The organism is Gulosibacter macacae, from assembly GCF_003865375.1.
In the GTDB taxonomy this organism is placed as follows: Bacteria; Actinomycetota; Actinomycetes; order Actinomycetales; family Microbacteriaceae; genus Gulosibacter; species Gulosibacter macacae.
On sequence record NZ_RQVS01000008.1, the window covers coordinates 39,074 to 65,817 of the forward strand.

The window sequence follows — 26,744 nt, forward strand, 5'->3', positions numbered from 1 at the left end:
CCCTCGTAGAATGGCCGGATGCAACACGTGCAGACGGCGATGAACCGCCTGACCGAACTCGCGGCCTCCGAACCCGTGGCGACGCTCGCCGCGGCCTTCCGCGACGCTGGAGCTGAGCTCGCGCTCGTCGGTGGTCCCGTTCGCGACGCATTCCTCGGTAGGCCCGTGACCGACCTCGATTTCACGACGAATGCCCGCCCCGACCGCATCCTTGAAATCATTGCGCCGATCGCCGACACGCACTGGGACATCGGCCGCGAGTTCGGCACGATTGGTGCCCGTATCCACGGCGAGCAGGTCGAGATCACGACCTATCGCGCCGATAGCTACGACGGCGTGAGCCGCAAGCCCGTCGTGGAGTTCGGCGATTCCATCGAGGGTGACCTCAACCGCCGCGATTTCACCGTGAACGCCCTCGCGCTCTCGCTGCCCGAGCTTGAACTCGTCGACCCGACCGGTGGCTTCGATGACCTCCTCGAAGGCACGCTCCGCACGCCGATCGAACCCGAAGTCTCGTTTGGAGATGACCCTCTGCGCATGCTCCGGGCCGTGCGCTTCACCTCGCAGCTTGGCTTTCACCTCGATCTCGCTTCGTTCGACGCGATCGTCGCGCTCGGCGGGCGGCTCGCAGATATCTCGGCCGAACGCATCCGGGATGAACTCACGAAGCTGCTGCTCACCGACAAGCCGCGCGCGGGTCTCGAACTGTTCGTCGAGACGGGCCTCGCCGAACTTGTTTTGCCAGAGCTCCCCGCATTGCAGCTTGAAACCGATGCGGCGCACCAGCACAAAGACGTCTATGAACACTCGATCAAGGTGCTCGAGAACGCGATCGCGCTCGAAACTGAGCGACGCCCCGAGCATGCGCCCGACCTTGAGTTGCGGCTCGGTGCGCTCCTGCACGACATTGGCAAGCCCCGCACGCGCGCCTTTGCGCCGGGCGGTGCCGTCACCTTCCACGGCCACGATTGGGTCGGCGCGAAGATGACGCGCAAGCGTCTTACCGGCCTGCGCTTCGACAACGACACCGTGAAGCATGTCGCGCGCCTGGTCGAATTGCACATGCGCCTCTACAACTACGCCGAAGCGGGCTGGACCGACTCGGCCGTGCGCCGTTTCACCCGCGACGCCGGCGCGCAGCTTGAGCAATTGCTGCTGCTCATTCGCGCCGATATCACCACGCGCAACCGCCGGAAGTCGGATCGCCTGCAATTCGCCATTGACGACCTCGAAGCGCGCATCGCAGAATTGCGCGAACGCGAAGAGATTGATGCGATTCGCCCCGACCTCGACGGCGAGGAGATTATGCGCATCCTAGAAATTGGCCCATCACGCGCCGTTGGTGAGGCGCGCGCATTCCTGCTCGAATTGCGCCTCGACGAGGGGCCGCTTGGCCCCGAAACCGCAAAGGCGCGCTTGCGCGAGTGGTGGGATGCCCGTGAGCGCGCCTAGTTTGCGCGCTGCGGTGGCGACCGCCAACACCAAGCACGCGGGTCTGCGTCGCCGCGAGACGCTCATGGCCTATGGCCTGCTCACCCCCATGCTCTTCGGTGTGGCCGCCTTCCTGCTCGTGCCGATTGTCGTGCTCATCGGCCTTTCATTCGCGGAGTGGGACATCCTGCGGCCCATGCAGTGGGTCGGCTTCGACAATTGGGTCAAGTCGGCAACTGATCCTGCCGTCTGGCGTTCGCTCGGCGTGACGGCGCTCTTCGTCGTCCTCGTGGTGCCCGTGCAGGTCGCCGTCGGGCTCTGGCTCGCGACCATGCTCGTGCGCAACCTTCCGGGTTCGGCCGCAGTTCGCACCATCCTGGTGCTGCCCTGGGTCTGCGCCCCGGTTGTGCTCGGCATTGTTTGGCAATGGATCTTCAGCTACCAGGGCGTCATCAATACCCTTGCGGATGCGCGCATCCCGTGGCTCACGAGCGAAGCGACGGCGCTGCCGATCGTTGCGTTCGTACAGGCGTGGAGCCAGGTCGGGTACGTGTCACTCTTCTTTATGGCCGGGCTTTCGAACATCCCGGATGCGGTGGTCGAAGCCGCGCGCATCGACGGTGCCAGCGAGCGCCAGATCTTCTGGCGCATCAAGCTGCCGCTGCTCAAACCGACGATGTTCTTTGTGACCGTCACCGGCATCATCGCGGCGTTCCAATCCTTCGATCTCGTCTATCGCCTCTCGCCGAACGGTGGGCCAGGTGGCACCACCGATCTCATTGCCGCGCGCATCTATTCGCAGGCCATTCCGAACGCGAACGTGGGCGAGGCGGCTGTGCTTGCCCTCATCCTGTTCGCCACGCTCATCATCGTGACGCTCGTGCAGAACGCGTATTTCTCCAGGAGCACGACCTATGACCGCTAAGAACATGCGTGCGCAGCGCGTCGCTCCCGGGCAGCGGCAAAGTGCGGCGGGGGTGGTGGCCACCTACGCCGCGCTGCTGCTCGCAGCGCTCGTGACGCTCGTTCCGTTTGTGCTCGCAGTGATCACCGCGTTCACCCCGAAGCTGCAATTCGCGCGCGAAGGGCTCACGATTCCCTCACCGCCAACGCTCGACAACTTTGCCGCGCTCGGCAATCTGCGCCTCGATTTCACGCAGGCGTTCTGGGTGACCGTCGCCGTGGTGATCGTGGTGTCGATCGGCCAGATTGTCTTTTCGATCACGGCGGCCTACGCCTTTGCGCGGATGCGCTTCCCGGGCCGTGAGGCACTGTTCTGGGTCGTGCTTGCGACCCTGATGGTGCCGCAGGCGGTGACGGTGATTCCGCTCTACGTCATGTTTGCCGGGATGGGGCTTCCCGGTACGTTCGAGGGACTCGTGTTGCCCTACCTCTTCGGCTCGTCGTACGCGGTGTTCCTCTTGCGGGAACAATTCCGCCAGATTTCCGAAGAGCTCATCGACGCGATGCGCATTGATGGCCAGGGCACGCTCGGCATCCTCACTCGCCTGGTCGTGCCGCTGTCGCGGCCGACGCTAGTGACGCTGCTGCTCATCACCGTGGTAACGCACTGGAACAACTTCATGTGGCCGCTCATGATCGGTCGTAACCGCATCCACGTGCTCACGACCGCGGCCGCTTCGCTGCAGGAGCAGTACTCGAACAACACGACGCTGGTGATGGCCGCGGCGGTGCTCGCGATGTTGCCGCTCATCGTGCTGTTCGTGATCTTCCAGCGCCAGATTGTGCGCTCGATTCGCATCACCGGCTTCCGCTAGCACTTGTGCTGAGGCTCTCGAAGCACTTGTGCTCAGGCGCTCGAAGCACGCATGCACGTGCATGAATACGGATGCACCCGGCGGAAACTTGGCTGACGTGGAACAATAGAGGCACATTCATGCGCCGTAATAAGTTGCGGGTGCACGTGAATTGATCGTTCCCTCAAGGAAGCAGGACCCTCATGCAACTTCGCCGCCTCGCTACTGCCACCGCGGCCGGCCTGATCGCCGTTGCCGCGCTTGCCGGATGCGGCACTTCGAACACCCCGGACGCGACCGGCGACGGTGCCGTTTCAGGTGACATCACCCTGCGTCTGTGGGATGAGAAGGTGGCCGACTCGTACGAAACCTCGATTGCTGCCTTCGAAGAGGCCAACCCGGGCGTCAATGTTGAGCTCAACGTCGTGCCCTGGGCCGACTACTTCACCACCCTGCGCCAGGAAGTTGGCACCGGCGCCGGTGACGACCTGTTCTGGCTCAATGGCGCCAACCTCAACGACTACGTCGAGGCCGGTTCGCTCCTCAACATTGACGAGACCCTCGGTGCGCAGGCGAAGAACGCTTGGACCCCCGCTGTGGTCTCGCAATACACCGTCGACGGTGTGCTCTATGGCGTACCGCAGATCACCGACGGTGGCTCGGCGTTCTACGTCAATGAAGACCTGCTTGCCGCGGCCGGCGTGACCGCAGACGAGCTCTCGAACGCCACGTGGAGCATCGACCCGGCGCAGGACACGCTGCTGCCGCTCCTGCAGAAGCTCACCGTCGACCAGAACGGCAACAACGCCGCCTCGCCTGAGTTCGACTCCACCAAGGTCGCGAGTTACGGCATCAATGTCGCGAACGAGATTCAGAACATCCAGCTCAACTTCATTGGCTCAAACGGTGGCACCTACCAGACCGCCGAAGGCGCTATGACCTTCACCGAGCCGAAGACCGTTGAGGCCTACCAGTACATGGTTGACCTCATCAACAAGTATCACGTCGCCCCGCCCGCCGAGGCGAGCAACGAGAACGGCGACTACACGCGCGACGAGTTCATCAAGGGCAACATCGCCGTCTTTGAGTCGGGCACCTACAACCTCGCGAACGTGCACGAGGGTGCCGCGTTCCCGTGGAGCATCACCGAGATCGCAGCCGGTCCGGCAGGCAAGGTGACCACCGCCCCCGGCGTCATCGTTGCCGGCAACGCGAACACCAAGAACCCCGAGGCAGTCAAGGCGCTCCTCGAGTGGCTTGGCTCGACTGAGGGCAACCAGTTCATCGGTGCCACCGGCTCGGCGGTCCCCGCCGTGACCGAAGCGCGCGACGCGTACGACACCTACTGGCAGGGCGAAAGCGTCGACACCGCGGCATTCTTCACGGTGCTCGAGGGCAACGAGCAGCTGCCGCCGGTGACCGGCACGAACTTCGGCGCACAGTTTGAAGCGTTCACGCCGTCGCTCAACGAGGTCTTCCTCGGCAAGGTCGATGTCGCCACCGGCCTCAAGTCGGCCGAGGATGCGGCCGCCAAGGTCGGCTAAGGCGCCACAGCATCTGCACGAAAGGGGTTGGCCCCGGGAACGAGTTCCCGGGGCCAACCCCTTTCGTGCAGATGCGACCGGGCGTCAGCTACCCAGTGCCAAGAACGGGATGAACATGCCGAAGAAGGCAAGGCCCGCGAACATCATCAGGAAGAGGACGATCGGCACGATCACGATGAGCACGCCATTGGCGATCAAGCCAGCGATCGCGAGGCCGCGGTTGTTGCGGTACTGCTGACCCGTGACGCCGATGATGCCGAGCACGACACCGGCGAAGGGTGCGAGCCAACTGAACCAGTTGAGCACCGGAATCATGCTGCCGAACACTGCGATCCCGGCCATGATGAGCGACCACAGGCCCATCTGGTTCATGCCTGAGCTCTGGGCCGGCGCCGAAGCTGCGTAACCACCCTGGTAGGGCGGCGCCTGCGGCGGCACGTAGCCGCCCTGGCCGCCACTGGGCGCGGGCACCAGGGCACCCGGCTGTGGGGCGCCGTAGGCAGGGTCGGTATAGGCAGGGGTGCCGAAGGTCTGCGCACCAGTCGACGGGGCATAGGGAGCGAAGGGAGCTTGCTGCGGTGCAGGTGCCGGTTGTGCATTCGGCCCGGCCACCTCAGCGAATGCCGCGGAGTCATAGGGGAGGGTAGCCTGCGGTGCCGGCTCACTGGCAGCGAGCGGTTCAAACGCTGGAGCGGGTTCGTCCGCCGGTGTCGCTTCGGGGGCGACGGCGGCAGCCTCGAGGGGTGGGACATCGGCAAAGGGCGAGACCTGTGCATCCTGCGCCGAAGTAGCCGTCAGGTCACCGAGCTCAACAGTCTGTTGCACATCGGCGAGCGGGGTGGTGGGGTGCGTGTCGACATGCGAGCGGAACGGCTTGCCAACCATTCCCTCGAGCGAAGCGTCGTCATTGCGATTGGACACGGCGTCGTTCCTTTCGATTGAAATCTGGTGAAGCTAGTTCTGCACCGACTCGGTCGGCATTGGCTCGGTGCTCGACGTCGGGCCAGGGGTGTACTCAGGCGCGAGCGTCGGGGTGGACATCTCGTCGGGATCGGTGGCGTCAGGACCGAATTCGGTCTCCCAGTCGGATTCCCATTGGGTCATGTTCTCTTCGATGCGCTGGTCAATGCGTTCGAAGACCTCGTTGTCCTGCGCCCAGCCGAAGAAGAAGAATGCGCCGGTGATCCAGGGAAGAATCGCCGCAACGGCGAGCGCGAGGCCGCTGACGGCCGTACCAACGATGGCGAGGACGCGGCGACCGCGGTACTTCTGCAATGCCAGGCCCACGATGCCGAGGCCGATACCGACGACTGCGAACAAGAGACCGATCAGACCAATGAATGGCAACCAAGAGACCGCCAGGCCGGCAATACCGACGAGGAGGGCGGCAAGGCCGAAACCGTTGAACGAAGAGGTGGTGGGCTCGGGGGTGGACTGCGTGGAGTTGGTAGACATGTTGTGCTCCCTTCACTTCCATCCTCACACCCTGGCTTGGCAAGACAATGGCTCGATGGGTGGATGTGGGGCTATCCCCCGGATGGTCTCGAGCAGACCCCCACGGCAATCTGGGGCTGGTCGGGCGCGGATGCGGCTGGTACCCTTGGCAGGTTGCCGGTGCGCACCCTGCGCGCGGGCAACGATGCAACAACCCTCCTGCTGCAGACCGTCTGCAGCCGTTCTAGACCAAAGGAGGTGGGTTAATCGTGCATCAGTATGAGCTCATGGTGATCCTCGACCCCGAGATCGACGAGCGCACTGTCGCTCCGAGCCTCGACAAGTTCCTCAACGTTATCCGCACGGATGGCGGCACGATCGAGAACACGGACATCTGGGGCCGACGCAAGCTCGCGTACGAGATCAACAAGAAGAACGAGGGCATCTACGCCGTCGTCAACTTCACGTCGACTCCGGCCACCGCGCAGGAACTCGACCGCCAGCTCAAGCTGTCGGAAGCAGTCATGCGCACCAAGGTGCTCCGCGCCGAAGAAGCTGTTGCCCGCGTGGGCAAGGCTGGCGCTGCCGAGACCACGGACGAGCCTGCGGCTGACGCCGCGGCTGAATAGTCCGCATCCGGTACCCGTCGAATTTAGATAGTTAGTAGCGAACAGGGAGCGACATGGCAGGCGACACGATCATCACTGTGGTGGGCAACCTCACGGCTGACCCCGAACTTCGATACACCCCGAACGGTCTTGCGGTCGCGAACTTCACGATCGCCTCGACTCCGCGCATCTTCGACCGTCAATCGAACGAGTGGAAGGACGGCGAAGCGCTGTTCCTCCGCGCTTCGGTGTGGCGTGAGTTCGCCGAGCACGTTGCTTCGTCGATGACGAAGGGCCAGCGCGTGATCGCGCAGGGCAAGCTCAAGCAGCGTTCGTACGAGACTCGCGAGGGCGAGAAGCGTACGACCTTTGAGCTCGACGTCGAAGAGATCGGTCCCTCGCTGCGGTATGCAACCGCACAGGTCACCCGCACCTCGGGTGGCGCTGGCGGCGGCGGCAACTTCGGTGGCGGCGGCCAGCAGCAGCGTCGCGAGGCTCAGCCCTCGCGTCCGCAGGCCGACGAGCCCTGGGGTGGCGGCGGTAACCGCAACTCGCAGCCCGCAAACGACTATGGCTCTGGCGGCTGGGCAACGCCCGGCGCGCAGGGCGGATTCGATGACGAGCCGCCGTTCTAACGAACAGCGCTCCTCGAACAAATTCTCTGATTCTGTAAGGAACAACATCCATGGCTGGAAAGTCGAGCGGCGACCGCCGCAAGTCAAGCCGGGGCAAGGGTAAGCCGGTAGCCCCCGCGAAGAGCATCAAGGTTGGCGTCATTGACTACAAGGACGTCGCCACCCTCCGCAAGTTCATCTCGGAGCGCGGAAAGATCCGCGCGCGCCGCATCACCGGCGTCTCGGTCCAGGAGCAGCGTCTCATCGCCCGCGCGGTGAAGAACGCTCGCGAAATGGCCCTGCTCCCTTACGCCGGCTCGGGCCGCTAGGAGGCACTCACATGGCAAAGGTCATTCTCACCCACGAGGTCTCCGGCCTCGGTTCCGCCGGTGACGTCATCGAGGTCAAGAACGGCTTCGCTCGCAACTACCTCGTCCCGCAGGGCTACGCCGTGCACTGGACCAAGGGTGGCGAGAAGCAGGTTGAGCAGATTCGCTCGGCTCGCGAAGCTCGTGAACTCAAGACCGCTGAAGAGGTCGCGGCGCTCAAGCAGCAGCTTGAGAACGCCCTCATCAAGGTTGCCGTCAAGGCTGGCGCCGACGGCCGCCTGTTCGGCTCGGTTCGTGCGGCCGACATCGCTGACGCCGTCAAGGCGCAGGGCATCGGCGAAATCGACAAGCGCAAGGTCGAGTTCTCGGCTCCGGTGAAGTCGGTTGGCAACCACGAGGCCACTGTGCGCCTCAACGCCGACGTCGTCGCCACGCTCAAGCTGCAGGTCATCGCAGCTCGCTAGCGCGTTCATCCTCATCGCCCCCGTGCACTTCGGTGCCCGGGGGCGATGAGGCTTTTTTACTAGAACTTGCACGCTGAGTGGAAAGCTATCCACATTCACCAATGGCGTGGGTAAACCTTCAAGGCGGGGTTTACACAGTTTCCCGCTCGCGTGTGGGAAATATAAAAGCCCAGATCAACATCAGATTGTTGAAGCGTTTGTGGGTGTGTTTCCACAGTTATCCACGAATCTTCCACAGGGTCATCCACGACGTGAGTGAAGTTGTGCACAAGTTATCCACAGGCTCGATTTGACGAGGGCGACGCGCACCCGGTGAGCGCGTAGGGTGCAAGTTCAGGACGTCGGAGGCACGTGATAGATACGTACCACTGCACGCCCGCCGGCAACAGGAGACCACCCCAGCATGACGATCACGCACCTCGACACCACGAGCCGCGAGAGCGACCGCGACAGCCACGAAAACCTACGCACACCGCCCCACGATTTGCTCGCTGAGCAATCGGCAGTGGGCGGCATGTTGCTGTCGAAGGATGCGGTTGCTGACGTTGTCGAGTCGGTGCGCGGGGTTGATTTCTACGTGCCGAAGCACGAGATCATCTTCGACGCCATCCAAACGCTGTACTCGGCGGGCGAGCCTACCGATGTCATTGCCGTCACCGATCGGCTCACCAAGACCGGTGATTTGCAGCGTGCTGGCGGCGCCGAATACCTGCACACCCTGGCCGGCATTGTGCCGACGGCCGCGAACGCGGGTTACTACGCGAGCATCGTCGCCGAGCGCGCGGTGCTGCGCCGGCTGGTTGAAGCCGGCACGCGCATCGTGCAGATGGGCTACAACGCGGAGGGCGAGGTCGTCGAACTCGTCAACCAGGCTCAGGCCGAAATTTACGGCGTCACCGGCGGCGTCGAAACCGAAGACTATGTGCCGCTGAGCGAGGCCCTCGTCGAAGCGCAAAACGACATTGACGCTGCGCAGAACCGCGACGGTGATCTCACGGGCGTGCCCACGGGCTTCCGCGACCTTGACGCACTCACGAATGGTCTGCATCCGGGTCAGCTCATCATCATCGCGGCGCGACCTGGTCTAGGTAAGTCGACCTTCGCGCTCGACCTCGCACGCAGCGCAGCGATCCAGGCGAACCAGCCGGCCATCTTCTTCTCGCTCGAAATGAGCCGCTCCGAAATCGCGATGCGTCTGCTCTCGGCTGAGGCGAGCGTGAAGCTGCAGTCGATGCGCACCGGTAGCGTCACCGACGACGATTGGCAGAAGATCGCGCGCACCCAGGGCACCATCGCCGAAGCACCGCTCTACATCGACGACTCGCCAAACATGACGCTGGTCGAAATTCGCGCGAAGTGCCGCCGACTCAAGCAGAAGGTTGGCCTCAAACTGGTCATCATCGACTATCTGCAGCTCATGACCTCGGGCAAGCGCGTCGAGTCGCGACAGCAAGAGGTGTCGGAGTTCTCGCGTGCGCTCAAGCTCCTTGCGAAAGAGCTCGAAGTGCCGGTCATCGCGCTCTCGCAGCTCAACCGAAACTCCGAACAGCGCGCCGATAAAAAGCCCGCGGTGAGCGACCTGCGTGAATCGGGTTCGCTCGAGCAGGACGCCGACATGGTGATCCTGCTCCACCGCGAAGGTGCCTACGAGAAAGACCACCCGCGGGCCTTCGAAGCCGACATCATCGTGGCGAAGCACCGAAATGGCCCGACCGATACCGTCACCGTGCTCTTCCAAGGCCACCTCTCGCGCTTTGCCGACTATGCCCCGGGCCAGCAGCCAGCAGCGAACGGATTCCCCGGCTGATGACGGAGCCGACGACGCCGGCCACACCGTCGCAACCGATGGCACCCGAGGCACGCCCAGTGTTCGCCTACGGACGCATGCTGTCGATCCTCGCGGTCATCGTGCTCGGCATCATCGCGCTCGTGTCGGCGAGCTATCTCTCGTCGTTCATCACGCCGGTGTTCCTCGGACTCAACCTCGTGCTCGCCATCGCGCCGCTCATGCACTGGCTCATCCGCAAGGGGATGCACCGGGTCCCGGCCGCGATCATCGCGCTCATCACGATCTACTCGCTGCTCTTGTTGTTCGTCTGGGCACTCGTGTGGTCGGTGACCATGCTCGTGCAGGAGTTGCCGAAGTATGGCCCCGAGTTCACCGCGCTCTATCGCTCGGTGCTCGACTGGCTCGCCAGCCTCGGTATCTCGCAAGACGAGTTGCTGAGTCAGGTATCGGGCGCGCTCTCGCCGAGCGCCATCGCGGGCTTCGCGCAGAGTCTTCTCTCGAATATCGGCGGCGTGATGTCGCTGCTCGCGACGCTCCTCGTCGTCATCTTCTTTCTCTTCTTTGACGCGGTTACCTTCGAACCGAGGATGCGTCGCGTGCGCCAGGTGCGCCCAAACGTGGGCCGGGCCTTCGACACCTTCTCGGCCGGTGTTGGTCGCTATTGGATTGTCACCACCGCGTTCGGCATCATCGTCGCGATCCTTGACGTGATCATGCTCGAGATCTTGCATGTGCCGCTCGCCCTCGTGTGGGGTGTGTTCTCGTTCCTCACCAACTACATCCCCAATATCGGCTTTGTCATCGGCATGGTGCCGCCGGTGCTCATGGCGCTCCTCGCCAACGGCTGGGTGAATGCGCTCGTCGTGCTCGTGCTCTGGTCGGTGATTAACTTCGTTATCCAGTCGCTCATTCAGCCGAAGGTCGCGGGGGATGCGGTGGGCGTGACGCCGACGGTCTCGTTCCTTTCACTGCTTGTCTGGGCATTCGTGCTCGGACCGGTCGGTGCGCTGCTCGCCCTGCCCGCAACGCTCTTCGTCAAGGCGATCCTCATCGACGCCGACCCGAACAATCGCTGGCTTGGTTTCATCCTTGATGCCCGACCCGATGTTGGTGACGGTGACGACGACGGCAACGGCATTCCCGACGCCGAAGAGGCGCGCACGATCGGTCGCCGCGGCCGCGCAAAGGGAACTAGCTAAGCGCCCAACGCCAACTGGCATACTCATGCCATGGCGATCCTCTATGACGCAGAACTTTCTCCCACCAAGCCCGAGCTCCTCGCGGCCTGGTTGCCAAAGCAGAGCTGGGTGGTCGAGGGCGACCGCACTGGCGAGTTCGAGGTGCTCGGCGCCTACCGCTTCGACGACCCGCACGGCGAAGTTGGGCTCGAAACGCACCTCGTACGCGGTGCATCCGGAAATATCTACCAGGTGCCGCTGAGCTATCGCGGTGCCCCGCTCCCGGATGCGGCTAGCTACCTCGTCACCGAAATGGAACACTCGCAGCTCGGCCACCGCTGGGTCTATGACGCCGCCGCCGATCCCGTCTACGCGCCGCAATTGGCGACGGCAATCCTCACCGGGGGTCGGCAGGTAGAGCAATTCCTTGCCGGAGAGTCGGCACCGCTTGCGCCGACGATTGAGGTGCGCGGCTCGGGCGAAGCCACGCGGCCGCCGCATGTGACGCTCGTCGATCTCGATACCGAAGACACCGTGACGACGATTCGCACCGATGCGCTTGCGCTGCAATTGCGCCGAGTTGTTGGCGACCTCAGCGACCAGCACCTGCGCCTGGACGCGGTTGCCGGCCTCGACGAAACTCCGCGCACCCTCGCCACGGTGCTCTCGGTCTAGTGGCGCGAACCGAGCAACCGATGCCGGTTGCTACCGGCATCACCCTCGGCGTTGGCGCGGCGATTTTCGCGCTGCTTGTCTGGCTCTCATTTTGGGTGGGATTTGAGCGGCTGCGCCCCGACCTCGGGCTTGATTCGATCGTCTCGCTCGCGGCGTCGCCCGAAGTTGAGTTTGACGCTGAGGCGGCAGGTTGGGAACCTGTCGCGGGCGCCGACCCCACCACAGGATTCGGGCCACAGTACGCGCAGGCCGTGCGCGCCGACGAGCCCGTGTGTGTCATTTCCTGGCAATCGGGCTCGCTCGGAGCCAACTCGGTGAATCTCACGGGACTTGCGACTGACCTCGAAGGCACGCAAGCAGTGCTCGACGCCGCCGGGATGCAGTCGGAGGGCACGGAGCGGGTGCGCGTCATGACCGAGGCGGGCGAGACGCTCGAAATGCTCTATGTGCCGCAGGTGCGCGCAGATGGACTCGATTCGGCCTCGGCGGCGCGCGCCTTTGTCGGCTCTGAGCACTACCTTGTATTCACGCTCGTGTGTGAGGCTGGCGGGGATCTCTCGCCCGAGCGCATGTATACGGTGCTCGAGGATGCGCTCGTCGTGGCGAGGCCGCTCGACTAATCCATCGGTCGGGTAATGCGGATGCCGCTGAGCTACGCAACGATGGAACGACACGGACGGTTTACCGGGCGCGATATTCTCAGCGCAGGGTTTTCGGCGTCAATGACTACAGGAGGCAGCATGTCGAACCAGTTCCCGCCCGCGGGTAACGGCCAGAACGGCCAGAACCAGCCAGGCGCAAACTTTGGTGGCGATGGCGCTGCCTCGTCGAGCGGCTACGGTGCGTCGACGCCCGGCTATCAGGGCTACCAGCCGCAGTCGAACTATCAGGGCTATGGCCAGGATGGCCAGGGCGGCGCCCAGCAGGGCTACGGCTCGTACGGCGCCGGTCAGGGTCAGCAGGGTGGCGGCCAGCAGGGCCAGCAGCCCGCACAGCCCGGCTACGGTGCCTACGGTCAGCAGGGTCAGCACGGTCAGCACGGTCAGCAGAGCGGTCAGCAGGGCTATGGCGCTAACCCCAGCCAGGGCGGCTACCAGCAGCCCGGTCAGGGTGGCTACCAGCAGGGCGGCCAGGGTTACGGCGCTCCCGGCTATGGCCAACAGCAGGGTGGTGGCCAGCCGCCGAAGAAGGGCGTCGCGCCCTGGATCTGGATTGTCGCTGCGGTGGCTGCGGTCGCCCTTGTCGTGGGTGGCATCTTCGGCGCTATGGCGCTCTTCGGTGGTGGCGGCAACAAGTACGGCTTCAACTCGAAGACCGGTGTCGAGAACGTTACGGTGGCGTGGAACGGCGAAGGCGAATGGGAAGACCCGGGGTTCGGTAGCGACACTTCGGTCTTCCTCACGACGCCCTCGACCTATAGCTGCCAGCTCGGCTCGACGTACTCCACTGACATGGGCGACCTCGAGGGGTACGACGGTGACCTCATGCAGGCATTCCGCGACTACGTTGCGGAGCAAGACTCGAACAGCAATGCGTCGATGCAGGAGCACGGCACCATCACCATCAAGGACACGAATGGTGAGTCCGTCGAGTTTGCGGTGGTGAGCGTCGCCATGTCGAACCCGATCACTGCCGAGGAAACGACCATGTTCGTTGCCTTCCACGGCTTCACTGAATCGGACTCGGCACTCGTCTACCTCTACGGTTGCTCCGACAAGACCGTCTCGAAGGACGATTTCCTCGATGAGATCGGTGCCATCGACTTCACGATCACGCCGCTGAAGTAGTCGCTCGCGGCAAGGCACAGTGGGCGGTCAGTGCGAAAGCACTGGCCGCCCACTGTGCTGATAGCGACTCACTCTTGCGACCGACGCGTTTGCGGACGAATCTCACCAGGATGGGGTCATGTCGAACGAACAGCAGTACGGGACGCCCGAGCGCCGTGAGTACCGCGCTCCCGACCCGCAGGCGGCAGTGGCGCCGCCGAAATCACGCGAAAACCCATTGCTGTGGTTGATCGCGGCCCTCGTTGCGGTGGGTCTCGTTGTGGGTGGCTACTTCGGTGGCAACGCACTCTCGTTCACCGTCACTCCGTCGCCCTAGCCAGGAGTGAATCGAAGATGAGCGAACGACACGATGGGCAGTCGCCACCCGAGCCGATTCCCGAAAGCGAGCTCCTGCCTTGGGAACGTGAGGCGAAGACCCCGAGCCACGAACCGGCGCTGAACCCGCATCCTGCCAGCGCGCTACCACCGCTGCCGCCGCTTCCGCATCCTGATGCCGAAGGCACGCTACCCGAAGCTGGGTGGCAGCAACCAGCCCCGGTGCCGCCCCACGTACCTCCCGCCGCGCAGGTGCCGGAAGTGCAAGGCAACCGTCGCCCGTCGGCATGGGTCTGGATCGCGGCGGCGATCGCCGCGCTCGCGCTCGCGGGTGGTGCCGTCTGGGGCGGCATTTCGCTCTTCGGTGCACCTGCCGCCGACTCGCCCTCGACGCCATCGACCGCCGATGCGCCGACGATTGTGTCGCCGGTTGATCCCACGACCGCCCCTGACGAAACTGATCCACCGATTGAACCGGCCACGAACTATCCGCTCGGTGCCCCGAACGGTGTGGCGAGCATCCTGTTTGCCTACGACGACGGCAATACGAGCCTTGGCGACGAGGTGAGTTTTGAAGTTTCGAGCGAAGGATGCACTCGGTCGGGTTTCCTTGGGAACGCCGACGGCGACTACGCCGATCTTGGCGACGAGCCGGCAGCGGTTATCGTTGAGCGGTTCTCGATGCGAGGTGAGGAGGCCGTCGGGCCGAGCGCCCGCTACGACGCACTCGACACGATCGTGCTCACCGACACCAACGGCGTGAGCGTCGAAGTGTTGCTCATGATGCGCACCCACGAGGTCGACGGTGAGGAGCAGTATTCGTACTACGCCGTGCATCCCTTCCCCGACAGCGACTCGGTGCTCATTATTTCCGAATCCTGCGGCGCAGAAGATCAAGGCGAAGACGCGTTCGTCGCCTTCCTCACCGAGAACCTCCGCCTCACTGTGGTGTCGAGCGGCATCTAGCGGCCACCACTTCTCCACGCGGGTAGACTGGCGGATGCGCTGACCCTCGGAGGTTTCTTTCATGACCGCATCCGCCAACAACTCGGTAGCCGACGCTCACCTTCGTGAGCTGCCCGAATCGCTGTGGCTGTCGATGCTCTTCCGAGCACTGCCGGTGATTGCCGGTGCGCTCGTCATCGCCTTCACCCCCGACCACTCGCCGCGCTTCGGTTTCGCCGTATTTGGCGCCGTGGCGCTGTGGTCTGGCATCATCGTCGGCTTCGAAGCGGTGGGCATCAAGAACCACCCGCTGCGTCCGGTGGTGTTCGCGCGGTCGATCATCACGGCGGTTGCCGGTGGCTTTGCCCTCTTCATGGCAACTGGCGGGCACGATTGGGCAACCCCCGGGGCGTTCATCCTCACCATCGCCATCTGGGGCATCGTGACGGGTCTGCTCGAACTCGTCGGCGTGCCCTTCGCCCGCAAGCACCGCTTCTACACGAACGAGATCATCATCTCGGGTGCGTTGACGCTGCTGCTCGGTGTCATCGTCGCGTTTGTGCCGCCGGACCTCGACGAGGCCTACGGCGGCGTGGAGCAGATCACCGGATCGCTCACCGCGTCGGTGCAAGCCGTCGGCTTTGTGGGAGCCTATTTCGCCGTGCTCGGCGTGCTCCTCGTGATCGAAGCGATCACCCTGCGACAGCTGCTCCGCCGCGCACACGAGACCCCGACCCTTCAGGAGACCGCCCAGTGAATCGCGAACGCAAGCAGGAGTCGCCCCGCCGCACGCTGATGAAGCCGTTCGAGGTGGTTGGCATTTCGGCGGTCTTTGGTCTGTTCGTGTTCTTCATCGTCGTCTACACGATCAAGAACTGGACGCTCGCGCTCATCCTCGGGGGCGTGGCCATGGTGATCGTGTTGCTCGTGTTGGCGCTACTGCTACTGAGCTACAAGCCGAACCCCGATGTGCCGGTGTACCTCGATCGTCACCTCTACGAGTCGGCAGAGCCTGGCGCCAAGGATGCGGCGCTGCGGCCGGACCCGTCGGCGCACGGTCAGCAGCTTCCGCGCGAAGAGGATGCCCGTGACGAGGATGCTCGCGATCAGGATGCGCGCAACGCCGAGTAGCTGACCCGCAAAGGTGAGCCAAAACGCTGAGTGCGAGCCAAGCTGCGTGTCTTGCCCGCACATCTGTGAGCGAAAACGCTGTGTGGGAGTCTCTAGGGGCTCCCACACAGCGTTTTCGCTCGTAGTCGTGTGTGCGCGATCGAGCGCGCGGGCTAATTCAGGCGGTCAACCAGCGCCGAGGAACGGCCGGTGTAGCTGGCGGGCGTGAGCGCGCGCAGGCGCTCCTTGGCTGCATCCCCAATGTCGAGGCCATCGACGAAGGCGACGAGTTCATCGCGACCCACCGAGTGACCGCGGGTGAGTTCCTTAAGCACCGCGTAGGGGTCTTCGATCGACGAACGACCGGCCACCTTCTCAGCGCGAATCACCGTCTGAATCGCCTCGGCGAGCACTTCCCAATTGCCATCGAGCTCGGCGGCAAGGGCATCGGGGTTGACATCGAGTTCACGCAGGCCGCGGCGCACATTGTCAATTGCGAGCAGCGAGTGGCCGAAGCCGACGCCGATATTGCGCTGCGACGACGAGTCGGTGAGGTCGCGCTGCATCCGCGAGGTGACGAGCGTTGCCGCCAACGAGTCGAGCATGGCGCTTGAGAGCTCAAGGTTCGACTCGGCGTTCTCGAAGCGGATGGGGTTGATCTTGTGCGGCATCGTCGACGAGCCGGTGGCACCGGGCTGCGGAATCTGCTTGAAGACGCCGCGCATGATGTAGAGCCAGACATCCGAGCAGAGGTTGTGCAGGATGCGGTTGAAGTGGCTGATCGCACCGTACAACTCGGCCTGCCAATCGTGCGACTCGATCTGCGTGGTGAGCGGGTTCCAGGTGAGTCCGAGGCGGCCAGTGAACTCGTCAGCGAGACCTTCCCAATCGAGTTCGGGGTCAACGGCAACGTGGGCGGCAAAGTTGCCGGTGGCGCCGGCCCACTTGCCGAGGTAGTCCTGACTCTCGATGCGGCGCAGCTGGCGACGCAGGCGGTAGGCGACCACGGCAAGTTCCTTGCCGAGCGTCGTCGGGGTGGCCGGCTGACCGTGGGTGAGCGAGAGGAGCGGCTGGTCACGCTGGGCGACAGCGAGGGTTTCGATCTCGTCAACGAGCGCGCTCGCGGCGGGCAGCCAAACCTCGTTCACCGCATCCCGAATGGTGAGTGCGTACGAGGTGTTGTTCACGTCTTCTGAGGTGCAGCCGAAGTGGGTGAGCTCTTCGATGGCCTCAAGGCCAAGGTCGCGCAGGCGGGCGCGCACGTAGTACTCCACGGCTTTGACATCGTGGCGGGTGGTGGCCTCGATCTCGGCGAGTTCGTCGATGGCTTCCTGGCCGAAGTCGTCGACAATGCGGCGCAGGGCAGCCTGCGTGTCAGCCGGGAGCGCTTCGGTGCCGAATAGGCCGCGGTCGGTGAGCTGGATGAGCCACTCGATTTCGACCAGCACGCGGGCCCGATTGAGCGCTGCTTCGCTGAGGTGCTCACCGATCGGGGCAACGGCGCGGAAGTAGCGGTTGTCGAGCGGGCTGATGTACTGCGGCGGCAGGGGGCTCATGGCACTCCGATGCTGGTGGTGGATCTAGCGGTGGTCCGTAGCGTCGCGGGCAGCGCGCACGGCGGGTTCGATCTGATCGAGCAGGTGGCGGCATGCACGTTCGATGACATCGCGCACCTTGTCGAATAGTTCGTCGTTCCCATAGTAGGGATCCGGCACCTCGGTGCCCGATTCCGGCGAGGGATCAAATGAGAGCAACGGTTGCACGAGCGCCCGCTGGTCTTCGCCCTCGGCCCAGGCTCGCAGGATGCGCCGTTGACCGCGGTCGAAGGTGACGATGAGGTCGACCTTGGCAAACCAGTCCGGGTCGAACTGCTTGGCACGGTGCAATTCGCCCGAGTAGCCAGCCCGTTCGAGCGCGGCGCGGGTGCGCGGGTCAGCCTTTTCGCCCACATGCCACTCGCCGGTGCCGGCCGAGGTGATCTTCAGCGCATCCTGCAACCCCCGCTTCTTTGCGAGGTCGGTGAGGATGACTTCGGCCATGGGGGAGCGGCAGATATTGCCCGTGCAGACGAAACAGATTCGGAAGACCGGTTGAGATCGTTTCGAGGGCATGAGGGGTATTGTCCCGCATCCGGGTAGCGCGCAACACGGCTACCGGGAGGCCTGTGGAATTCGATTCATCCACAGACCCAGCCCTGCGCTCACCGCTGTGATGGTCGAGTACGGCACACTTCCCGCGAACACACGGATGCAGAAGGGATTTGATCGTGGGCGATGGCGAGACAACGGGCCTAGTTACTGGAATTGATGTGGGGACGTTCGACCGGCTTCGGGAGAGTATTCGAGATTTGGCAGAGGTGACGCGCTTGGCCGGGAATGAGCTCTACGAGACCCATATTCCGGCAATCGAGGCCGCGCGAATTGAGGAATGGGGCGTCGTACCAAAGCTCGCCTACGAACTCATTCTGGGCACGCTGCGCATCGAACTCGAAGCTGCGGGCCTCGGCGCCGGAACGTCCTCGGCCACCTATGAGGGGCTCAACGGCGCACTTGCGCTGGAACGAGTCGCCCAGTTCCCACTTGCTTACCTCTAATCATGATCATCTACTCGGGAGACAACTTCACGGTCGCGCGCGACCGGCTGGTTGCGATTAGCGAGGGGCTTGATCGGCTCGATCGTGATCTCGGTGCTGTTGCCTGGGTGCCTGCCGGTTCCGCAGACACACTGAACGCTGTTGGGATTGGTGCTGCCGGTTTCCAGGCCGAGGCATTCCGATTCACTGTGCAACTCGCCAGTGGAACGGCCTTCACCCTCGGTGAAAAACTGGCGCAGGCGCAAGACCTCTATGAGGGCGCCGAGTCGGTAGCCCTGGGGGCGATTGAATCGGTGAGTGACACGGTGGTGGCCGCAGTTACCGTGGCGCTCGCTGATCTGGCAGTGCTTGGAGTGGCCGGTTCGATCGCTGTGCTCGCCACACCGCACGGGATGCTCGCCGCGCTTGGCTTTGTTGCAAGCGGAGCGGCGCTGCAGGGGATGGGGTTGTTGCCTTCGAACGGCGAGATCAGTGCGTGGGCGAATGGCCAACTCGACTCGGTGCTGGCACATCCGGTCACACCGCTCATTTTGCGGATGCTCGTGAGTGGCACCGACGAGATGGTGAATACGTTCGCGACCCGAGCGGGGCTCATTCTTGGTGGGCCGCTCGGTGGCATCATTGCGGGGAATTTGCCGCCGCGTTCTCCCGAAGATGTGGCGGCCGTCATCGCGGCGGGGATCGATGCCAAGGATGGGGCCTCTAAGTTCGACATTGAAAGCTCGGAGATTGACCGGTCCACACCACCGAACTCAATGCACGAACTGCTCACGAGTATCCCGCCAACTCGCGACGGCGAACCGCAGGTCTCGATCATTGAGTACCTGCGGGAAGACGGCTCAACGGTCTACCTCGTGGGCATCGCTGGCACATCGTCGATGGCGGTGCGCGGTGGGATCAACGCTTTCGACAATCGTGGAAACGTCGGCTCGTTCTCATCCCTCGAGAACGCCGAGTCGGCCCAGGCCACGATGCTCGCGATGGAGCGGGCGGGCATCGAATTTGGCGATGAGGTGGTCTTTGCCGGATATTCGCAGGGGGCGCTCGTCGCTGTGGAACTTGCGAAGAGTGGCAAGTGGGATACCCAGAGCATGATCCTGGCAGGTACTCCAGTGCACGGCAATGAAGTGGGCGGGAAGGTACCAATCGTGCAACTCGAGCACCCCAACGACTTCGTCACGACCTTCGATGGTCTTCCGCGCAATCCGCACGGTGATGTCACCGTGGTCGAACGCACGCCGGATACGCCGCCGAGTCTCGCTGATCCACTCGCGCCGCATGCGTTCACCGAGTACGAGCGCACAGCCCTGGAATATGACGCCCGCTCAGAAAGCCAGCACACCGCTCACCGCGAGCAGGTGCTCGCGCCGCTTGCCGGGGCAACCGCGGTGGTGGCGACTGAGTATCACATCACCCGCCACGACCCCGCGAGCATTGCGGCCGGTGAAGCGATCTATGAAGCGATTCGTGAGGCGGCAACTCCGCCAAGCGCGCCGCAGTTCGTGACGCCCGTGGAGCCGCCACGGGTGCTGACGCCGAACATCACGTTCCCGGGAAGCGACCCCGACCAAGCTGCGCCCTGGCATCCGATCGACTTCAACGATCCCGGCACTTTCGTGCCGCCGCCGGGTGTCGCGGCGCAGCCGTAACGGTCGGTCAGTCGTGATCCTTCTCGCGATCGGCCTTCCGGCGGTTGAAGATGCCATTGAGGATGGCTGAGAAGATACCCATGAGTACCGCGCCACCCACGGCCCACCAGAAGTTATCGACGGTGAGACCGAAGCCAAGAATGCCGCTAATCCAGGCGACGAGCCAGAACAGGAAGCCGTTCACGATGAGCGCGAACAGGCCCAGCGTCAAGCAGTAGAGCGGGAACGAGACGAAGCGCACCACGCCACCGATGATCGAATTGACCACACCCCACACCAGGGCGAGCAAGAGGTAGGTGACGATGATGGCGAGTTGCGGGTTATCGCTCGCGTACGCGGTCACGTGCAATCCGGGCAGGATGAGCGTCGTGAGCCAGAGTGCAACGGCGTTCAGGACTACGGTGAGGACGAATCGCATAGCTTGATTCTTGCAAGCCCACCTCCGAGCAACCACCGGGCCAGCCACCGAATGCGTAGACTGCGGAGCATGTCCGACGACGTACCAGTGAAGCTTCGCGCCGAGATTCTTGCCCAGCGACCCTACAAGCAGGGAAAGCCTGCCCCCGCCGATTCATTCAAGCTCTCATCCAACGAGTTGCCGTTTGAACCGCTCGAGCGGGTCGTCAACGCAGTCCGCGAAAGCGCCCAATTCAATCGTTACCCCGACGCCGGCGCCACCTCGGTGCGTGAGGCGCTCGCCGAGCATTACGGACTCACCGTCGATCAGGTGATCGTCGGTGCCGGTTCGGTCTCGCTCCTCTACCAGGCCGTACAGGCTGCCGCCGGCCCCGGCGACGAAGTGCTCTACGCCTGGCGCTCCTTCGAGGCGTATCCCGGTATGGTCACCGTTGCTGGGGCGAAGAGCGTGCGGGTGCCGCTTCTCGCCGACGGCCGCCACGACCTCGACGGGATGCTCGAGGCGATCACCGACCGCACGCGCCTGGTGATCGTCTGCTCACCGAACAACCCCACCGGCCCTGCCGTTCGCCAGGATGAGTTCGAACGCTTCTTGGCCAAGGTGCCGAACGATGTGCTCGTCATCGCCGACGAGGCCTACATTGAATTCGTCACCGACCAGGCCGCCCTCAACGCGACGCGCCTACTCGCTGACCACGCCAACCTCGTCGTCGCCCGCACGTTCTCAAAGGCCTACGGGCTTGCGGGATTGCGCGTCGGCTACATGATGGGTGACCCGCGCGTGCTCAGCGCCTTCCACACCACGGCCATCCCGTTCCTCATTTCGGCGCAGGGGCAGGCCGCGGCGCTCGCGGTCATGCAGGAAGCCGATGCGGTTCGTCGCCGCGTCAACGAGATCACCGTGCGCCGCGACGAGGTGCGCCGAGCCCTCCTCGACCAGGGCTGGCCGGTACCCGAAACGCAGGCCAACTTCGTCTACCTGCCCTGCGGCGAACTCACCGAACGTGTCGCCGAAATGCTCCGCGAGGGCGGCATCATCGCCCGCGCCTACCCGGGCGACGGCATCCGCATCACCATCGGTGAAGAGGCGTCGGTGACGCCGCTCCTTGCGGCCTGCTGGCGCATCATCGAGCGCTATCCCTATCTGCGCAGCGACGAGTCGAGCGAAGGCTAGTTGCCGCTCCTGGCGGCTCGAGTCATCCATTCGTGTTGTTGACCCGAGCCGCCAAATCTCGGGATTCATTGGAGGCTTGCACCAGCGCATCCCGGGCGGTCACTCGTAGACTGACCGGATCGAGAGTAATTTCTCGACTCCAACTCCCAAGGAAGGTGCCGCGCACGTGACGACTGGCGAACTCGCACCCGACGACACCGTCGTCATCCTCACGCCAGAGGGCCGCATCGAGCCGTCCCCGGCGGCTGAGCCGTATCTCGAGCGTCTCGCGACCGCCGACGATGAGCTGTGGCGCCAGGCATTCCGGCAGATGACGCTCGTGCGCGCCTTCGACCGCGAAGCAACCAACCTGCAGCGTCAGGGCGAGCTCGCACTCTATGTGCCGCTTGAAGGACAGGAAGCCGCGCAGATCGGCTCGGGTCTCGCGACCCGCCCCCAGGATGCGATCTTCCCCTCGTACCGCGAGCACGCCGTGGGCTTCACCCGCGGCCTCGACCTCGTCAATGTGCTCGCGCTGCTGCGTGGTGTGACGAATGCCGGCTGGGACCCCGCCGACGCCCAGAACTTCCGCAACTACGTGCTCGTGATCGGTTCGCAGACCCTGCACGCCACCGGCTACGCCATGGGGCAGAAGTTCGACGGTGCCACCGGCACCGGCAATCTCGAGCAGGATGAAGCCTCCATCGTCTACTTCGGCGATGGCGCGACGAGCCAGGGTGACGTGAGCGAAGCGCTCGTGTTCGCACGCTCATTCGAATCGCCGCTCGTGTTCTTCCTGCAAAACAACCACTGGGCCATCTCGGTACCGGTTGAGGTGCAATCGCCGACCCCGCTGCACCGCCGCGGTGCCGGATTCGGTATGCCGGGCATCCGCATCGACGGTAACGACGTTATGGCGAGCTGGGCGGTCACCGGCCACCACCTCGACGCTGCTCGCTCAGGGGAGGGACCCGCGTTTATCGAGGCCCTCACCTATCGCATGGGCGCGCACACCACGAGCGATGACCCCACGAAATACCGCACCCGCGAAGAAGAGCAGTACTGGCGCGATCGCGACCCGATCGCCCGCCTCGACGCCTATCTGCGCGCACAGGGCGAGGACGCCTCCTTCTTCGACAGTCTCGCCGAAGAAGCCCGCGACTTCGCCGCCGATGTGCGCAAGCGCACCCTCGAGTTGCCCAACCCCGACCCGTTGCAGGTGTTCGCGCATCCCTATGCCGAACCGCACGCCGTCGTGGAAGCACAGCGCGAGGCCTATCTCGACTTCGAGGCATCATTCGATGAGGAGGCCACGGCATGACCGAAACGATGCCACTGGCACGCGCCCTCAACCGGGCGATGCGCGATGCGCTCGCGGCCGATGACAAGGTGCTGCTCATGGGTGAAGACATCGGCACCCTCGGCGGCGTTTTCCGCATCACCGAGCACCTGCAGCGCGATTTCGGGAAGAACCGCGTCATCGACACGCCGCTTGCTGAATCGGGCATCATTGGCTCGGCAATCGGCCTCGCGATGCGCGGTTACCGCCCGGTCTGTGAGATTCAGTTCGACGGCTTCGTGTGGCCCGGCTTCGACCAGATCACCTCGCAACTCGCGAAGATGCACGCCCGCACGGCTGGCGCCGTGAAGCTGCCGGTCGTCGTGCGCATCCCCTACGGCGGCCACATTGGCGCGGTCGAGCACCATCAAGAAAGCCCCGAAGCGTACTTCGCGCACACGGGCGGACTGCGCGTGATCGCGCCCTCGAACCCGAACGACGCCTACTGGATGCTGCGCCAAGCGATCGAGTCAGACGACCCGGTTATCTTCATGGAGCCGAAGGGCCGCTACTGGCCGAAGGGTGAGGTCGACTTTGAGGCGCCCGCCGCCGCAATGGGGGAGACCCGCATCGCCCGCGCCGGGAGTGATGTGACGCTTATCGGTTGGGGCGCGCAGACGACGATGAACCTGCAGGCCGCCCAGCTCGCCTCAGAAGAGGGTGCCGAAGTCGAGGTGCTCGACCTGCGCGGGCTTTCGCCGGTTGACTGGGATCCGATCATCGACTCGGTGCGTCGTACGGGTCGCGCGGTCGTCGCCCAAGAAGCACCCGGCAATGTGTCGCTTGGCAGTGAGATTGCCGCGACCGTCGCCGAACGCTGCTTCTACAGCCTCGAAGCCCCGGTGCTTCGCGTGGCCGCCTACGATGTGCCCTTCCCGCCTGCACGGCTTGAAGGTACCTACTTGCCCGATGTTGACCGCATCCTCGATGCCGTTGACCGCACGCTTGACTACTGACGCCGAGGAGACTGCGATGACCATCGAGTATCGACTGCCAGATGTGGGCGAAGGCCTCACCGAGGCGACCATCGTTGACTGGCGCGTGAAGGTTGGCGACACGGTCGCGGTGAATGACGTGCTCGTCGAGATCGAAACGGCAAAGTCGCTTGTTGAGCTGCCGAGTCCCTTCGCTGGCGAGATCAGCGAACTGCTTGCCGCCGAGGGAGAGACGCTCGAAGTTGGTGCGGTGATTCTGCGCGCCTCAGGTGGCGATGCCGATAGCGGTATCGCGCCCGGCGGCACGGCTGCCGACCCGGATGCGGATGGTCACCCCGGCCGCACTTCGGAGGAGTTCGCCGAGGCCGAGCGCGACGCCGAATCGACCATGACCGGCGACCCGAGTGGCGACGGTGGTGGCGCGAACCTCGTCGGCTACGGCAGTGCGCCTGCCGCCCGCTCACGCCGCGGTCGCCGCTCGCATGCGCCGGTGCAGCGCACCGCTGCGGCTACTGAGGCCGAGGTTGCCGCCGCGGCGACCGCCGCCCGCCAGGCAAAGCCTGCCTCGGTGCCGGCGGCGAGCGCGCATCCGATTGTGGCGAAGCCGCCGATTCGTAAACTCGCGAAAGATCTCGAGGTCGACCTCGAGGCGGTGCAGGCCACCGGCCTAGCGGGTGAAATCACCCGCGACGATGTGATTCGCCACGCCGAACAGGCGAAGCTCTTCACCAACCTCGAAACCCCCGGCTGGGGCTCGGTGCGCGAGGAGCGCCACCCGGTGAAGGGCGTGCGCAAGATGATCGCCCAGAACATGGTGAACTCCATGTTCACGGCCCCGCACGTGACGCTCTTTGTTGATGTCGACGCAACGCGCACCATGGACTACGTGAAGCGGCTCAAAGAATCGCCCGACTTCGCTGGGGTGAAGGTGTCGCCGCTCCTCATCGTGGCGAAGGCCGTGATGTGGGCGATCCGTCGCAACCCGACGACTAACGCGACGTGGACCGATGAGGAATACGTCATCAAGCACTTCGTCAACCTCGGTATCGCCGCGGCCACACCACGCGGCCTCATTGTGCCGAACGTGAAGGATGCGCACCGCATGACAATGCGGCAGCTTGCCGAGGCGCTCGAGCACCTCACCATCACCGCACGTGACGGAAAGACGCCGGTGGCTGACCAGCAGGGCGGTACGTTCACCATCACGAACATCGGTGTGTTCGGGATGGACTCGGGTACGCCGATCTTGAACCCGGGTGAGGTAGGCATCCTCGCGTTTGGTACCGTGCGGCCGAAGCCGTGGGTCGTCAACGACGAGGTGCAGGTGCGCCGCGTGACGACGCTCACCGCCTCGTTTGACCACCGCCTCGTCGACGGCGACGTCGCCTCACGCTTCCTCGCCGATGTGGCGAAGATCGTTGAGGAACCGGCGCTGCTGCTCGACTAGCCGCGGATGTCGCCACTCACCCTCACCGCAGACCAGGCGCGTCGCATCGCCGCAGCCGTGCCGTTTACCCCGGTCGACGATGCGCGCGAGGCCCTGCATGCGCTCGGCGCCCTGCAACTCGACCCGATGTCGCGCGTCGAGCGCGCGCACCGACTCACGACGCTCACCCGCATGCCAACGCCGCGTGCTGGCAGCGTCGCGACGCCCGCAACGCTCGACGACATGCTCTGGCGGCCCGGCGAAGCGCAGCTCTTCGAGGGCTTTGTGCACGCGCTGTGCCTGCTGCCGATCGACTATTGGCCACTCTGGCGTGAACGTCACGCAGTGCGGGCGCACCGGTTTGAACAGGATGCAGAACTTCTCGAGGAGTGGGCACGCGTGCGCGATCTCGTGGCCGCGAGCGACGCTGGTCTCACGCTCGGCGAACTCGAATTGGCAGAGTCCCGCACGACCGGCTGGAACTACTCGCGCACCAAGGTCGCCGTGGAACGTGCAGTGAGTGCCGGCTGGCTCATCGTGAGCGAGCGGCGCGCGGGCGTGCGGGTGTTCGATCTGCCCGAGCGACGCATCCCGAGATCGTTGCTCGAGGCGGAACTGTCGCCTGATGAGATCGACGATTTGCTCGTAACGAAGGCGCTGCGCGTGCTTGGCATCGGCACACTGCGTGAACTCGCTCGGCTGTTTCAGGTGCCGCGAATGCGTGCCGAGGCGGCGCTCGGTCGGCTGGTGGCGGCAGGTGCTGCCGTGCCGGTTGCGGTCGAGGGCTGGGATGCGGCGTGGGTCGCACCCGAGACGCTCGCGGTTGCCGAGGCGCCGGTGAAGTCGCTGCGCTGGCTCGGGCCGTTCGACAACCTCATGTGGGATCGCGATCGCATTCACCGCATCTTCGGTCTGGAGTATCGGCTGGAGGCGTATGTGCCGAAGGCGTTGCGCGTGCACGGGCCCTATGCGCTCGTGGCGCTCGTCGGCGATCGGATGGTCGGCCAGATTGACCTGCGCGCCGATCGGCGCGCGGGGGTGCTTGAGGTGGTCGGTTGGGTGCCGCATGGTGGGCGGGTGCCGACCGCGCGCCTAGAGGCGAGTCTGCCGGGCCTTGCCCGCTCGTTGGGCTTGGGCGAGGTGGGTGGTCTCGGTCTGCTTCGCTCCTCGACCACCCACTCTTCTGGTTGATCGAGTAGCCGGAGCGCAGCGGAGGTGTATCGAGATCCGCCCGCACTCTTTTGACATCCGT

General features: G+C 64.3%; 30 protein-coding genes. 25 read left to right on the forward strand and 5 right to left on the reverse strand.

What is annotated here, in order from left to right; genetic code table 11:
• Positions 1–18: 18 nt before the first annotated feature.
• From EG850_RS07715 to EG850_RS07730, 4 genes are all read left to right on the forward strand, one after another.
• The gene (locus tag EG850_RS07715) at positions 19–1,452 is read left to right on the forward strand and encodes a CCA tRNA nucleotidyltransferase (RefSeq protein ID WP_124972209.1); all 1,434 of its coding nucleotides are present in this window, start codon (positions 19–21) and stop codon (positions 1,450–1,452) included.
• Positions 1,439–2,356, forward strand: a complete 918-nt coding sequence (locus tag EG850_RS07720) for a carbohydrate ABC transporter permease (RefSeq protein ID WP_235829248.1) — start codon at positions 1,439–1,441, stop codon at positions 2,354–2,356. Before EG850_RS07715 ends, EG850_RS07720 begins: the two co-directional genes overlap by 14 nt.
• A complete protein-coding gene (locus tag EG850_RS07725) occupies positions 2,346–3,209 on the forward strand; it encodes a carbohydrate ABC transporter permease (RefSeq protein ID WP_235829249.1) in 864 nt (287 codons plus the stop codon). Before EG850_RS07720 ends, EG850_RS07725 begins: the two co-directional genes overlap by 11 nt.
• Positions 3,210–3,391: 182 nt before the next feature.
• A complete protein-coding gene (locus tag EG850_RS07730) occupies positions 3,392–4,732 on the forward strand; it encodes an ABC transporter substrate-binding protein (RefSeq protein WP_124972213.1) in 1,341 nt (446 codons plus the stop codon).
• An 84-nt stretch (positions 4,733–4,816) separates the two neighbouring features.
• On the opposite strand, the gene EG850_RS07735 is transcribed toward EG850_RS07730, so the two are convergent.
• Together EG850_RS07735 and EG850_RS07740 are read right to left on the reverse strand one after the other, a co-directional pair.
• The gene (locus tag EG850_RS07735) at positions 4,817–5,653 is read right to left on the reverse strand and encodes a hypothetical protein (RefSeq protein WP_124972215.1); all 837 of its coding nucleotides are present in this window, start codon (positions 5,651–5,653) and stop codon (positions 4,817–4,819) included.
• A gap of 33 nt (positions 5,654–5,686) precedes the next feature.
• Positions 5,687–6,187, reverse strand: coding sequence for an MFS transporter (locus EG850_RS07740; protein WP_124972217.1), 501 nt, complete (start codon positions 6,185–6,187; stop codon positions 5,687–5,689).
• A 63-nt stretch (positions 6,188–6,250) separates the two neighbouring features.
• On the opposite strand from EG850_RS07740, the gene EG850_RS13435 reads away from it, so the two are divergent.
• The 14 genes from EG850_RS13435 (at position 6,251) to EG850_RS07810 (ending at position 16,001) form a co-directional block, all read left to right on the forward strand.
• Positions 6,251–6,433 (forward strand): hypothetical protein, encoded by a 183-nt coding sequence (locus EG850_RS13435; RefSeq protein ID WP_124972219.1) that lies wholly within the window; start codon positions 6,251–6,253, stop codon positions 6,431–6,433.
• On the forward strand, positions 6,433–6,795 hold the full coding sequence (rpsF, locus tag EG850_RS07750; RefSeq protein ID WP_124972221.1) for a 30S ribosomal protein S6: 363 nt from the start codon (positions 6,433–6,435) through the stop codon (positions 6,793–6,795). The genes EG850_RS13435 and rpsF overlap by 1 nt, the downstream gene beginning before the upstream one ends.
• A 53-nt stretch (positions 6,796–6,848) precedes the next feature.
• Positions 6,849–7,409, forward strand: a complete 561-nt coding sequence (locus EG850_RS07755) for a single-stranded DNA-binding protein (RefSeq protein ID WP_124972223.1) — start codon at positions 6,849–6,851, stop codon at positions 7,407–7,409.
• Between the two features lie 50 nt (positions 7,410–7,459).
• Complete coding sequence (gene rpsR / locus EG850_RS07760; protein ID WP_124972225.1) at positions 7,460–7,717, forward strand: 30S ribosomal protein S18; 258 nt, start codon at positions 7,460–7,462, stop codon at positions 7,715–7,717.
• An 11-nt stretch (positions 7,718–7,728) separates the two neighbouring features.
• Entirely contained in the window at positions 7,729–8,181 is a 453-nt protein-coding gene (rplI, locus tag EG850_RS07765) for a 50S ribosomal protein L9 (RefSeq protein WP_124972227.1), read from the forward strand.
• A 403-nt stretch (positions 8,182–8,584) separates the two neighbouring features.
• Positions 8,585–9,988, forward strand: a complete 1,404-nt coding sequence (dnaB, locus tag EG850_RS07770; RefSeq protein WP_124972229.1) for a replicative DNA helicase — start codon at positions 8,585–8,587, stop codon at positions 9,986–9,988.
• Entirely contained in the window at positions 9,988–11,169 is a 1,182-nt protein-coding gene (locus tag EG850_RS07775) for an AI-2E family transporter (protein ID WP_235829250.1), read from the forward strand. The genes dnaB and EG850_RS07775 overlap by 1 nt, the downstream gene beginning before the upstream one ends.
• Before the next feature lie 30 nt (positions 11,170–11,199).
• The gene (locus EG850_RS07780) at positions 11,200–11,823 is read left to right on the forward strand and encodes a CG0192-related protein (protein ID WP_124972231.1); all 624 of its coding nucleotides are present in this window, start codon (positions 11,200–11,202) and stop codon (positions 11,821–11,823) included.
• On the forward strand, positions 11,823–12,443 hold the full coding sequence (locus tag EG850_RS07785; protein ID WP_124972233.1) for a hypothetical protein: 621 nt from the start codon (positions 11,823–11,825) through the stop codon (positions 12,441–12,443). The genes EG850_RS07780 and EG850_RS07785 overlap by 1 nt, the downstream gene beginning before the upstream one ends.
• A 120-nt stretch (positions 12,444–12,563) precedes the next feature.
• Positions 12,564–13,610 (forward strand): hypothetical protein, encoded by a 1,047-nt coding sequence (locus EG850_RS13265; RefSeq protein WP_185714984.1) that lies wholly within the window; start codon positions 12,564–12,566, stop codon positions 13,608–13,610.
• 118 nt (positions 13,611–13,728) lie between these two features.
• The gene (locus EG850_RS07795) at positions 13,729–13,926 is read left to right on the forward strand and encodes a hypothetical protein (protein ID WP_124972235.1); all 198 of its coding nucleotides are present in this window, start codon (positions 13,729–13,731) and stop codon (positions 13,924–13,926) included.
• 17 nt (positions 13,927–13,943) lie between these two features.
• Entirely contained in the window at positions 13,944–14,891 is a 948-nt protein-coding gene (locus tag EG850_RS07800; protein WP_124972237.1) for a hypothetical protein, read from the forward strand.
• A gap of 61 nt (positions 14,892–14,952) precedes the next feature.
• Positions 14,953–15,627, forward strand: a complete 675-nt coding sequence (locus EG850_RS07805) for a hypothetical protein (protein WP_124972239.1) — start codon at positions 14,953–14,955, stop codon at positions 15,625–15,627.
• Entirely contained in the window at positions 15,624–16,001 is a 378-nt protein-coding gene (locus EG850_RS07810; RefSeq protein WP_124972241.1) for a hypothetical protein, read from the forward strand. The genes EG850_RS07805 and EG850_RS07810 overlap by 4 nt, the downstream gene beginning before the upstream one ends.
• Before the next feature lie 152 nt (positions 16,002–16,153).
• On the opposite strand, the gene purB is transcribed toward EG850_RS07810, so the two are convergent.
• Together purB and EG850_RS07820 are read right to left on the reverse strand one after the other, a co-directional pair.
• Positions 16,154–17,536: an adenylosuccinate lyase gene (gene purB, locus EG850_RS07815; RefSeq protein WP_124972243.1), complete on the reverse strand. Its 1,383-nt coding sequence runs from the start codon at positions 17,534–17,536 to the stop codon at positions 16,154–16,156.
• A 24-nt stretch (positions 17,537–17,560) separates the two neighbouring features.
• Positions 17,561–18,091, reverse strand: a complete 531-nt coding sequence (locus EG850_RS07820) for a low molecular weight protein-tyrosine-phosphatase (RefSeq protein WP_124972245.1) — start codon at positions 18,089–18,091, stop codon at positions 17,561–17,563.
• 254 nt (positions 18,092–18,345) lie between these two features.
• Between EG850_RS07820 and EG850_RS07825 the strand changes: the two genes are divergently transcribed.
• Both EG850_RS07825 and EG850_RS07830 read left to right on the forward strand, forming a co-directional pair.
• Entirely contained in the window at positions 18,346–18,573 is a 228-nt protein-coding gene (locus tag EG850_RS07825) for a hypothetical protein (RefSeq protein WP_124972247.1), read from the forward strand.
• Positions 18,574–18,575: 2 nt separating this feature from the next.
• On the forward strand, positions 18,576–20,222 hold the full coding sequence (locus tag EG850_RS07830) for a hypothetical protein (RefSeq protein ID WP_124972249.1): 1,647 nt from the start codon (positions 18,576–18,578) through the stop codon (positions 20,220–20,222).
• Between the two features lie 7 nt (positions 20,223–20,229).
• Here the strand turns inward: EG850_RS07830 and EG850_RS07835 are convergent, their stop codons facing one another.
• Positions 20,230–20,640: a phage holin family protein gene (locus EG850_RS07835; RefSeq protein WP_124972251.1), complete on the reverse strand. Its 411-nt coding sequence runs from the start codon at positions 20,638–20,640 to the stop codon at positions 20,230–20,232.
• Positions 20,641–20,709: 69 nt separating this feature from the next.
• Between EG850_RS07835 and EG850_RS07840 the strand changes: the two genes are divergently transcribed.
• The 5 genes from EG850_RS07840 to EG850_RS07860 all read left to right on the forward strand — a co-directional run bounded on the left by EG850_RS07840 (position 20,710) and on the right by EG850_RS07860 (position 26,683).
• Positions 20,710–21,813: a histidinol-phosphate transaminase gene (locus EG850_RS07840; RefSeq protein WP_124972253.1), complete on the forward strand. Its 1,104-nt coding sequence runs from the start codon at positions 20,710–20,712 to the stop codon at positions 21,811–21,813.
• A 166-nt stretch (positions 21,814–21,979) separates the two neighbouring features.
• Positions 21,980–23,113, forward strand: coding sequence for a thiamine pyrophosphate-dependent dehydrogenase E1 component subunit alpha (locus EG850_RS07845; protein WP_124972255.1), 1,134 nt, complete (start codon positions 21,980–21,982; stop codon positions 23,111–23,113).
• Positions 23,110–24,087 (forward strand): alpha-ketoacid dehydrogenase subunit beta, encoded by a 978-nt coding sequence (locus EG850_RS07850; protein ID WP_124972257.1) that lies wholly within the window; start codon positions 23,110–23,112, stop codon positions 24,085–24,087. Before EG850_RS07845 ends, EG850_RS07850 begins: the two co-directional genes overlap by 4 nt.
• Positions 24,088–24,103: 16 nt before the next feature.
• A complete protein-coding gene (locus EG850_RS07855; protein ID WP_124972259.1) occupies positions 24,104–25,513 on the forward strand; it encodes a dihydrolipoamide acetyltransferase family protein in 1,410 nt (469 codons plus the stop codon).
• A 6-nt stretch (positions 25,514–25,519) separates the two neighbouring features.
• Complete coding sequence (locus EG850_RS07860) at positions 25,520–26,683, forward strand: DNA glycosylase AlkZ-like family protein (protein WP_124972261.1); 1,164 nt, start codon at positions 25,520–25,522, stop codon at positions 26,681–26,683.
• Positions 26,684–26,744 lie beyond the last annotated feature (61 nt).

Excerpts from the sequence above, each read along its gene's own strand:
- EG850_RS07715 (WP_124972209.1), top strand. The coding sequence starts at position 19 with ATGCAACACGTGCAGACGGCGATGAACCGCCTGACCGAACTCGCGGCC.
- EG850_RS07725 (WP_235829249.1), top strand. The coding sequence starts at position 2,346 with ATGACCGCTAAGAACATGCGTGCGCAGCGCGTCGCTCCCGGGCAGCGG.
- EG850_RS07730 (WP_124972213.1), top strand. The coding sequence starts at position 3,392 with ATGCAACTTCGCCGCCTCGCTACTGCCACCGCGGCCGGCCTGATCGCC.
- EG850_RS07740 (WP_124972217.1), bottom strand. The coding sequence starts at position 6,187 with ATGTCTACCAACTCCACGCAGTCCACCCCCGAGCCCACCACCTCTTCG.
- EG850_RS13435 (WP_124972219.1), top strand. The coding sequence starts at position 6,251 with ATGTGGGGCTATCCCCCGGATGGTCTCGAGCAGACCCCCACGGCAATC.
- EG850_RS07755 (WP_124972223.1), top strand. The coding sequence starts at position 6,849 with ATGGCAGGCGACACGATCATCACTGTGGTGGGCAACCTCACGGCTGAC.
- rpsR (WP_124972225.1), top strand. The coding sequence starts at position 7,460 with ATGGCTGGAAAGTCGAGCGGCGACCGCCGCAAGTCAAGCCGGGGCAAG.
- rplI (WP_124972227.1), top strand. The coding sequence starts at position 7,729 with ATGGCAAAGGTCATTCTCACCCACGAGGTCTCCGGCCTCGGTTCCGCC.
- dnaB (WP_124972229.1), top strand. The coding sequence starts at position 8,585 with ATGACGATCACGCACCTCGACACCACGAGCCGCGAGAGCGACCGCGAC.
- EG850_RS07775 (WP_235829250.1), top strand. The coding sequence starts at position 9,988 with ATGACGGAGCCGACGACGCCGGCCACACCGTCGCAACCGATGGCACCC.
- EG850_RS07780 (WP_124972231.1), top strand. The coding sequence starts at position 11,200 with ATGGCGATCCTCTATGACGCAGAACTTTCTCCCACCAAGCCCGAGCTC.
- EG850_RS13265 (WP_185714984.1), top strand. The coding sequence starts at position 12,564 with ATGTCGAACCAGTTCCCGCCCGCGGGTAACGGCCAGAACGGCCAGAAC.
- EG850_RS07795 (WP_124972235.1), top strand. The coding sequence starts at position 13,729 with ATGTCGAACGAACAGCAGTACGGGACGCCCGAGCGCCGTGAGTACCGC.
- EG850_RS07800 (WP_124972237.1), top strand. The coding sequence starts at position 13,944 with ATGAGCGAACGACACGATGGGCAGTCGCCACCCGAGCCGATTCCCGAA.
- EG850_RS07805 (WP_124972239.1), top strand. The coding sequence starts at position 14,953 with ATGACCGCATCCGCCAACAACTCGGTAGCCGACGCTCACCTTCGTGAG.
- purB (WP_124972243.1), bottom strand. The coding sequence starts at position 17,536 with ATGAGCCCCCTGCCGCCGCAGTACATCAGCCCGCTCGACAACCGCTAC.
- EG850_RS07820 (WP_124972245.1), bottom strand. The coding sequence starts at position 18,091 with ATGCCCTCGAAACGATCTCAACCGGTCTTCCGAATCTGTTTCGTCTGC.
- EG850_RS07830 (WP_124972249.1), top strand. The coding sequence starts at position 18,576 with ATGATCATCTACTCGGGAGACAACTTCACGGTCGCGCGCGACCGGCTG.
- EG850_RS07835 (WP_124972251.1), bottom strand. The coding sequence starts at position 20,640 with ATGCGATTCGTCCTCACCGTAGTCCTGAACGCCGTTGCACTCTGGCTC.
- EG850_RS07840 (WP_124972253.1), top strand. The coding sequence starts at position 20,710 with ATGTCCGACGACGTACCAGTGAAGCTTCGCGCCGAGATTCTTGCCCAG.
- EG850_RS07850 (WP_124972257.1), top strand. The coding sequence starts at position 23,110 with ATGACCGAAACGATGCCACTGGCACGCGCCCTCAACCGGGCGATGCGC.
- EG850_RS07855 (WP_124972259.1), top strand. The coding sequence starts at position 24,104 with ATGACCATCGAGTATCGACTGCCAGATGTGGGCGAAGGCCTCACCGAG.
- EG850_RS07860 (WP_124972261.1), top strand. The coding sequence starts at position 25,520 with ATGTCGCCACTCACCCTCACCGCAGACCAGGCGCGTCGCATCGCCGCA.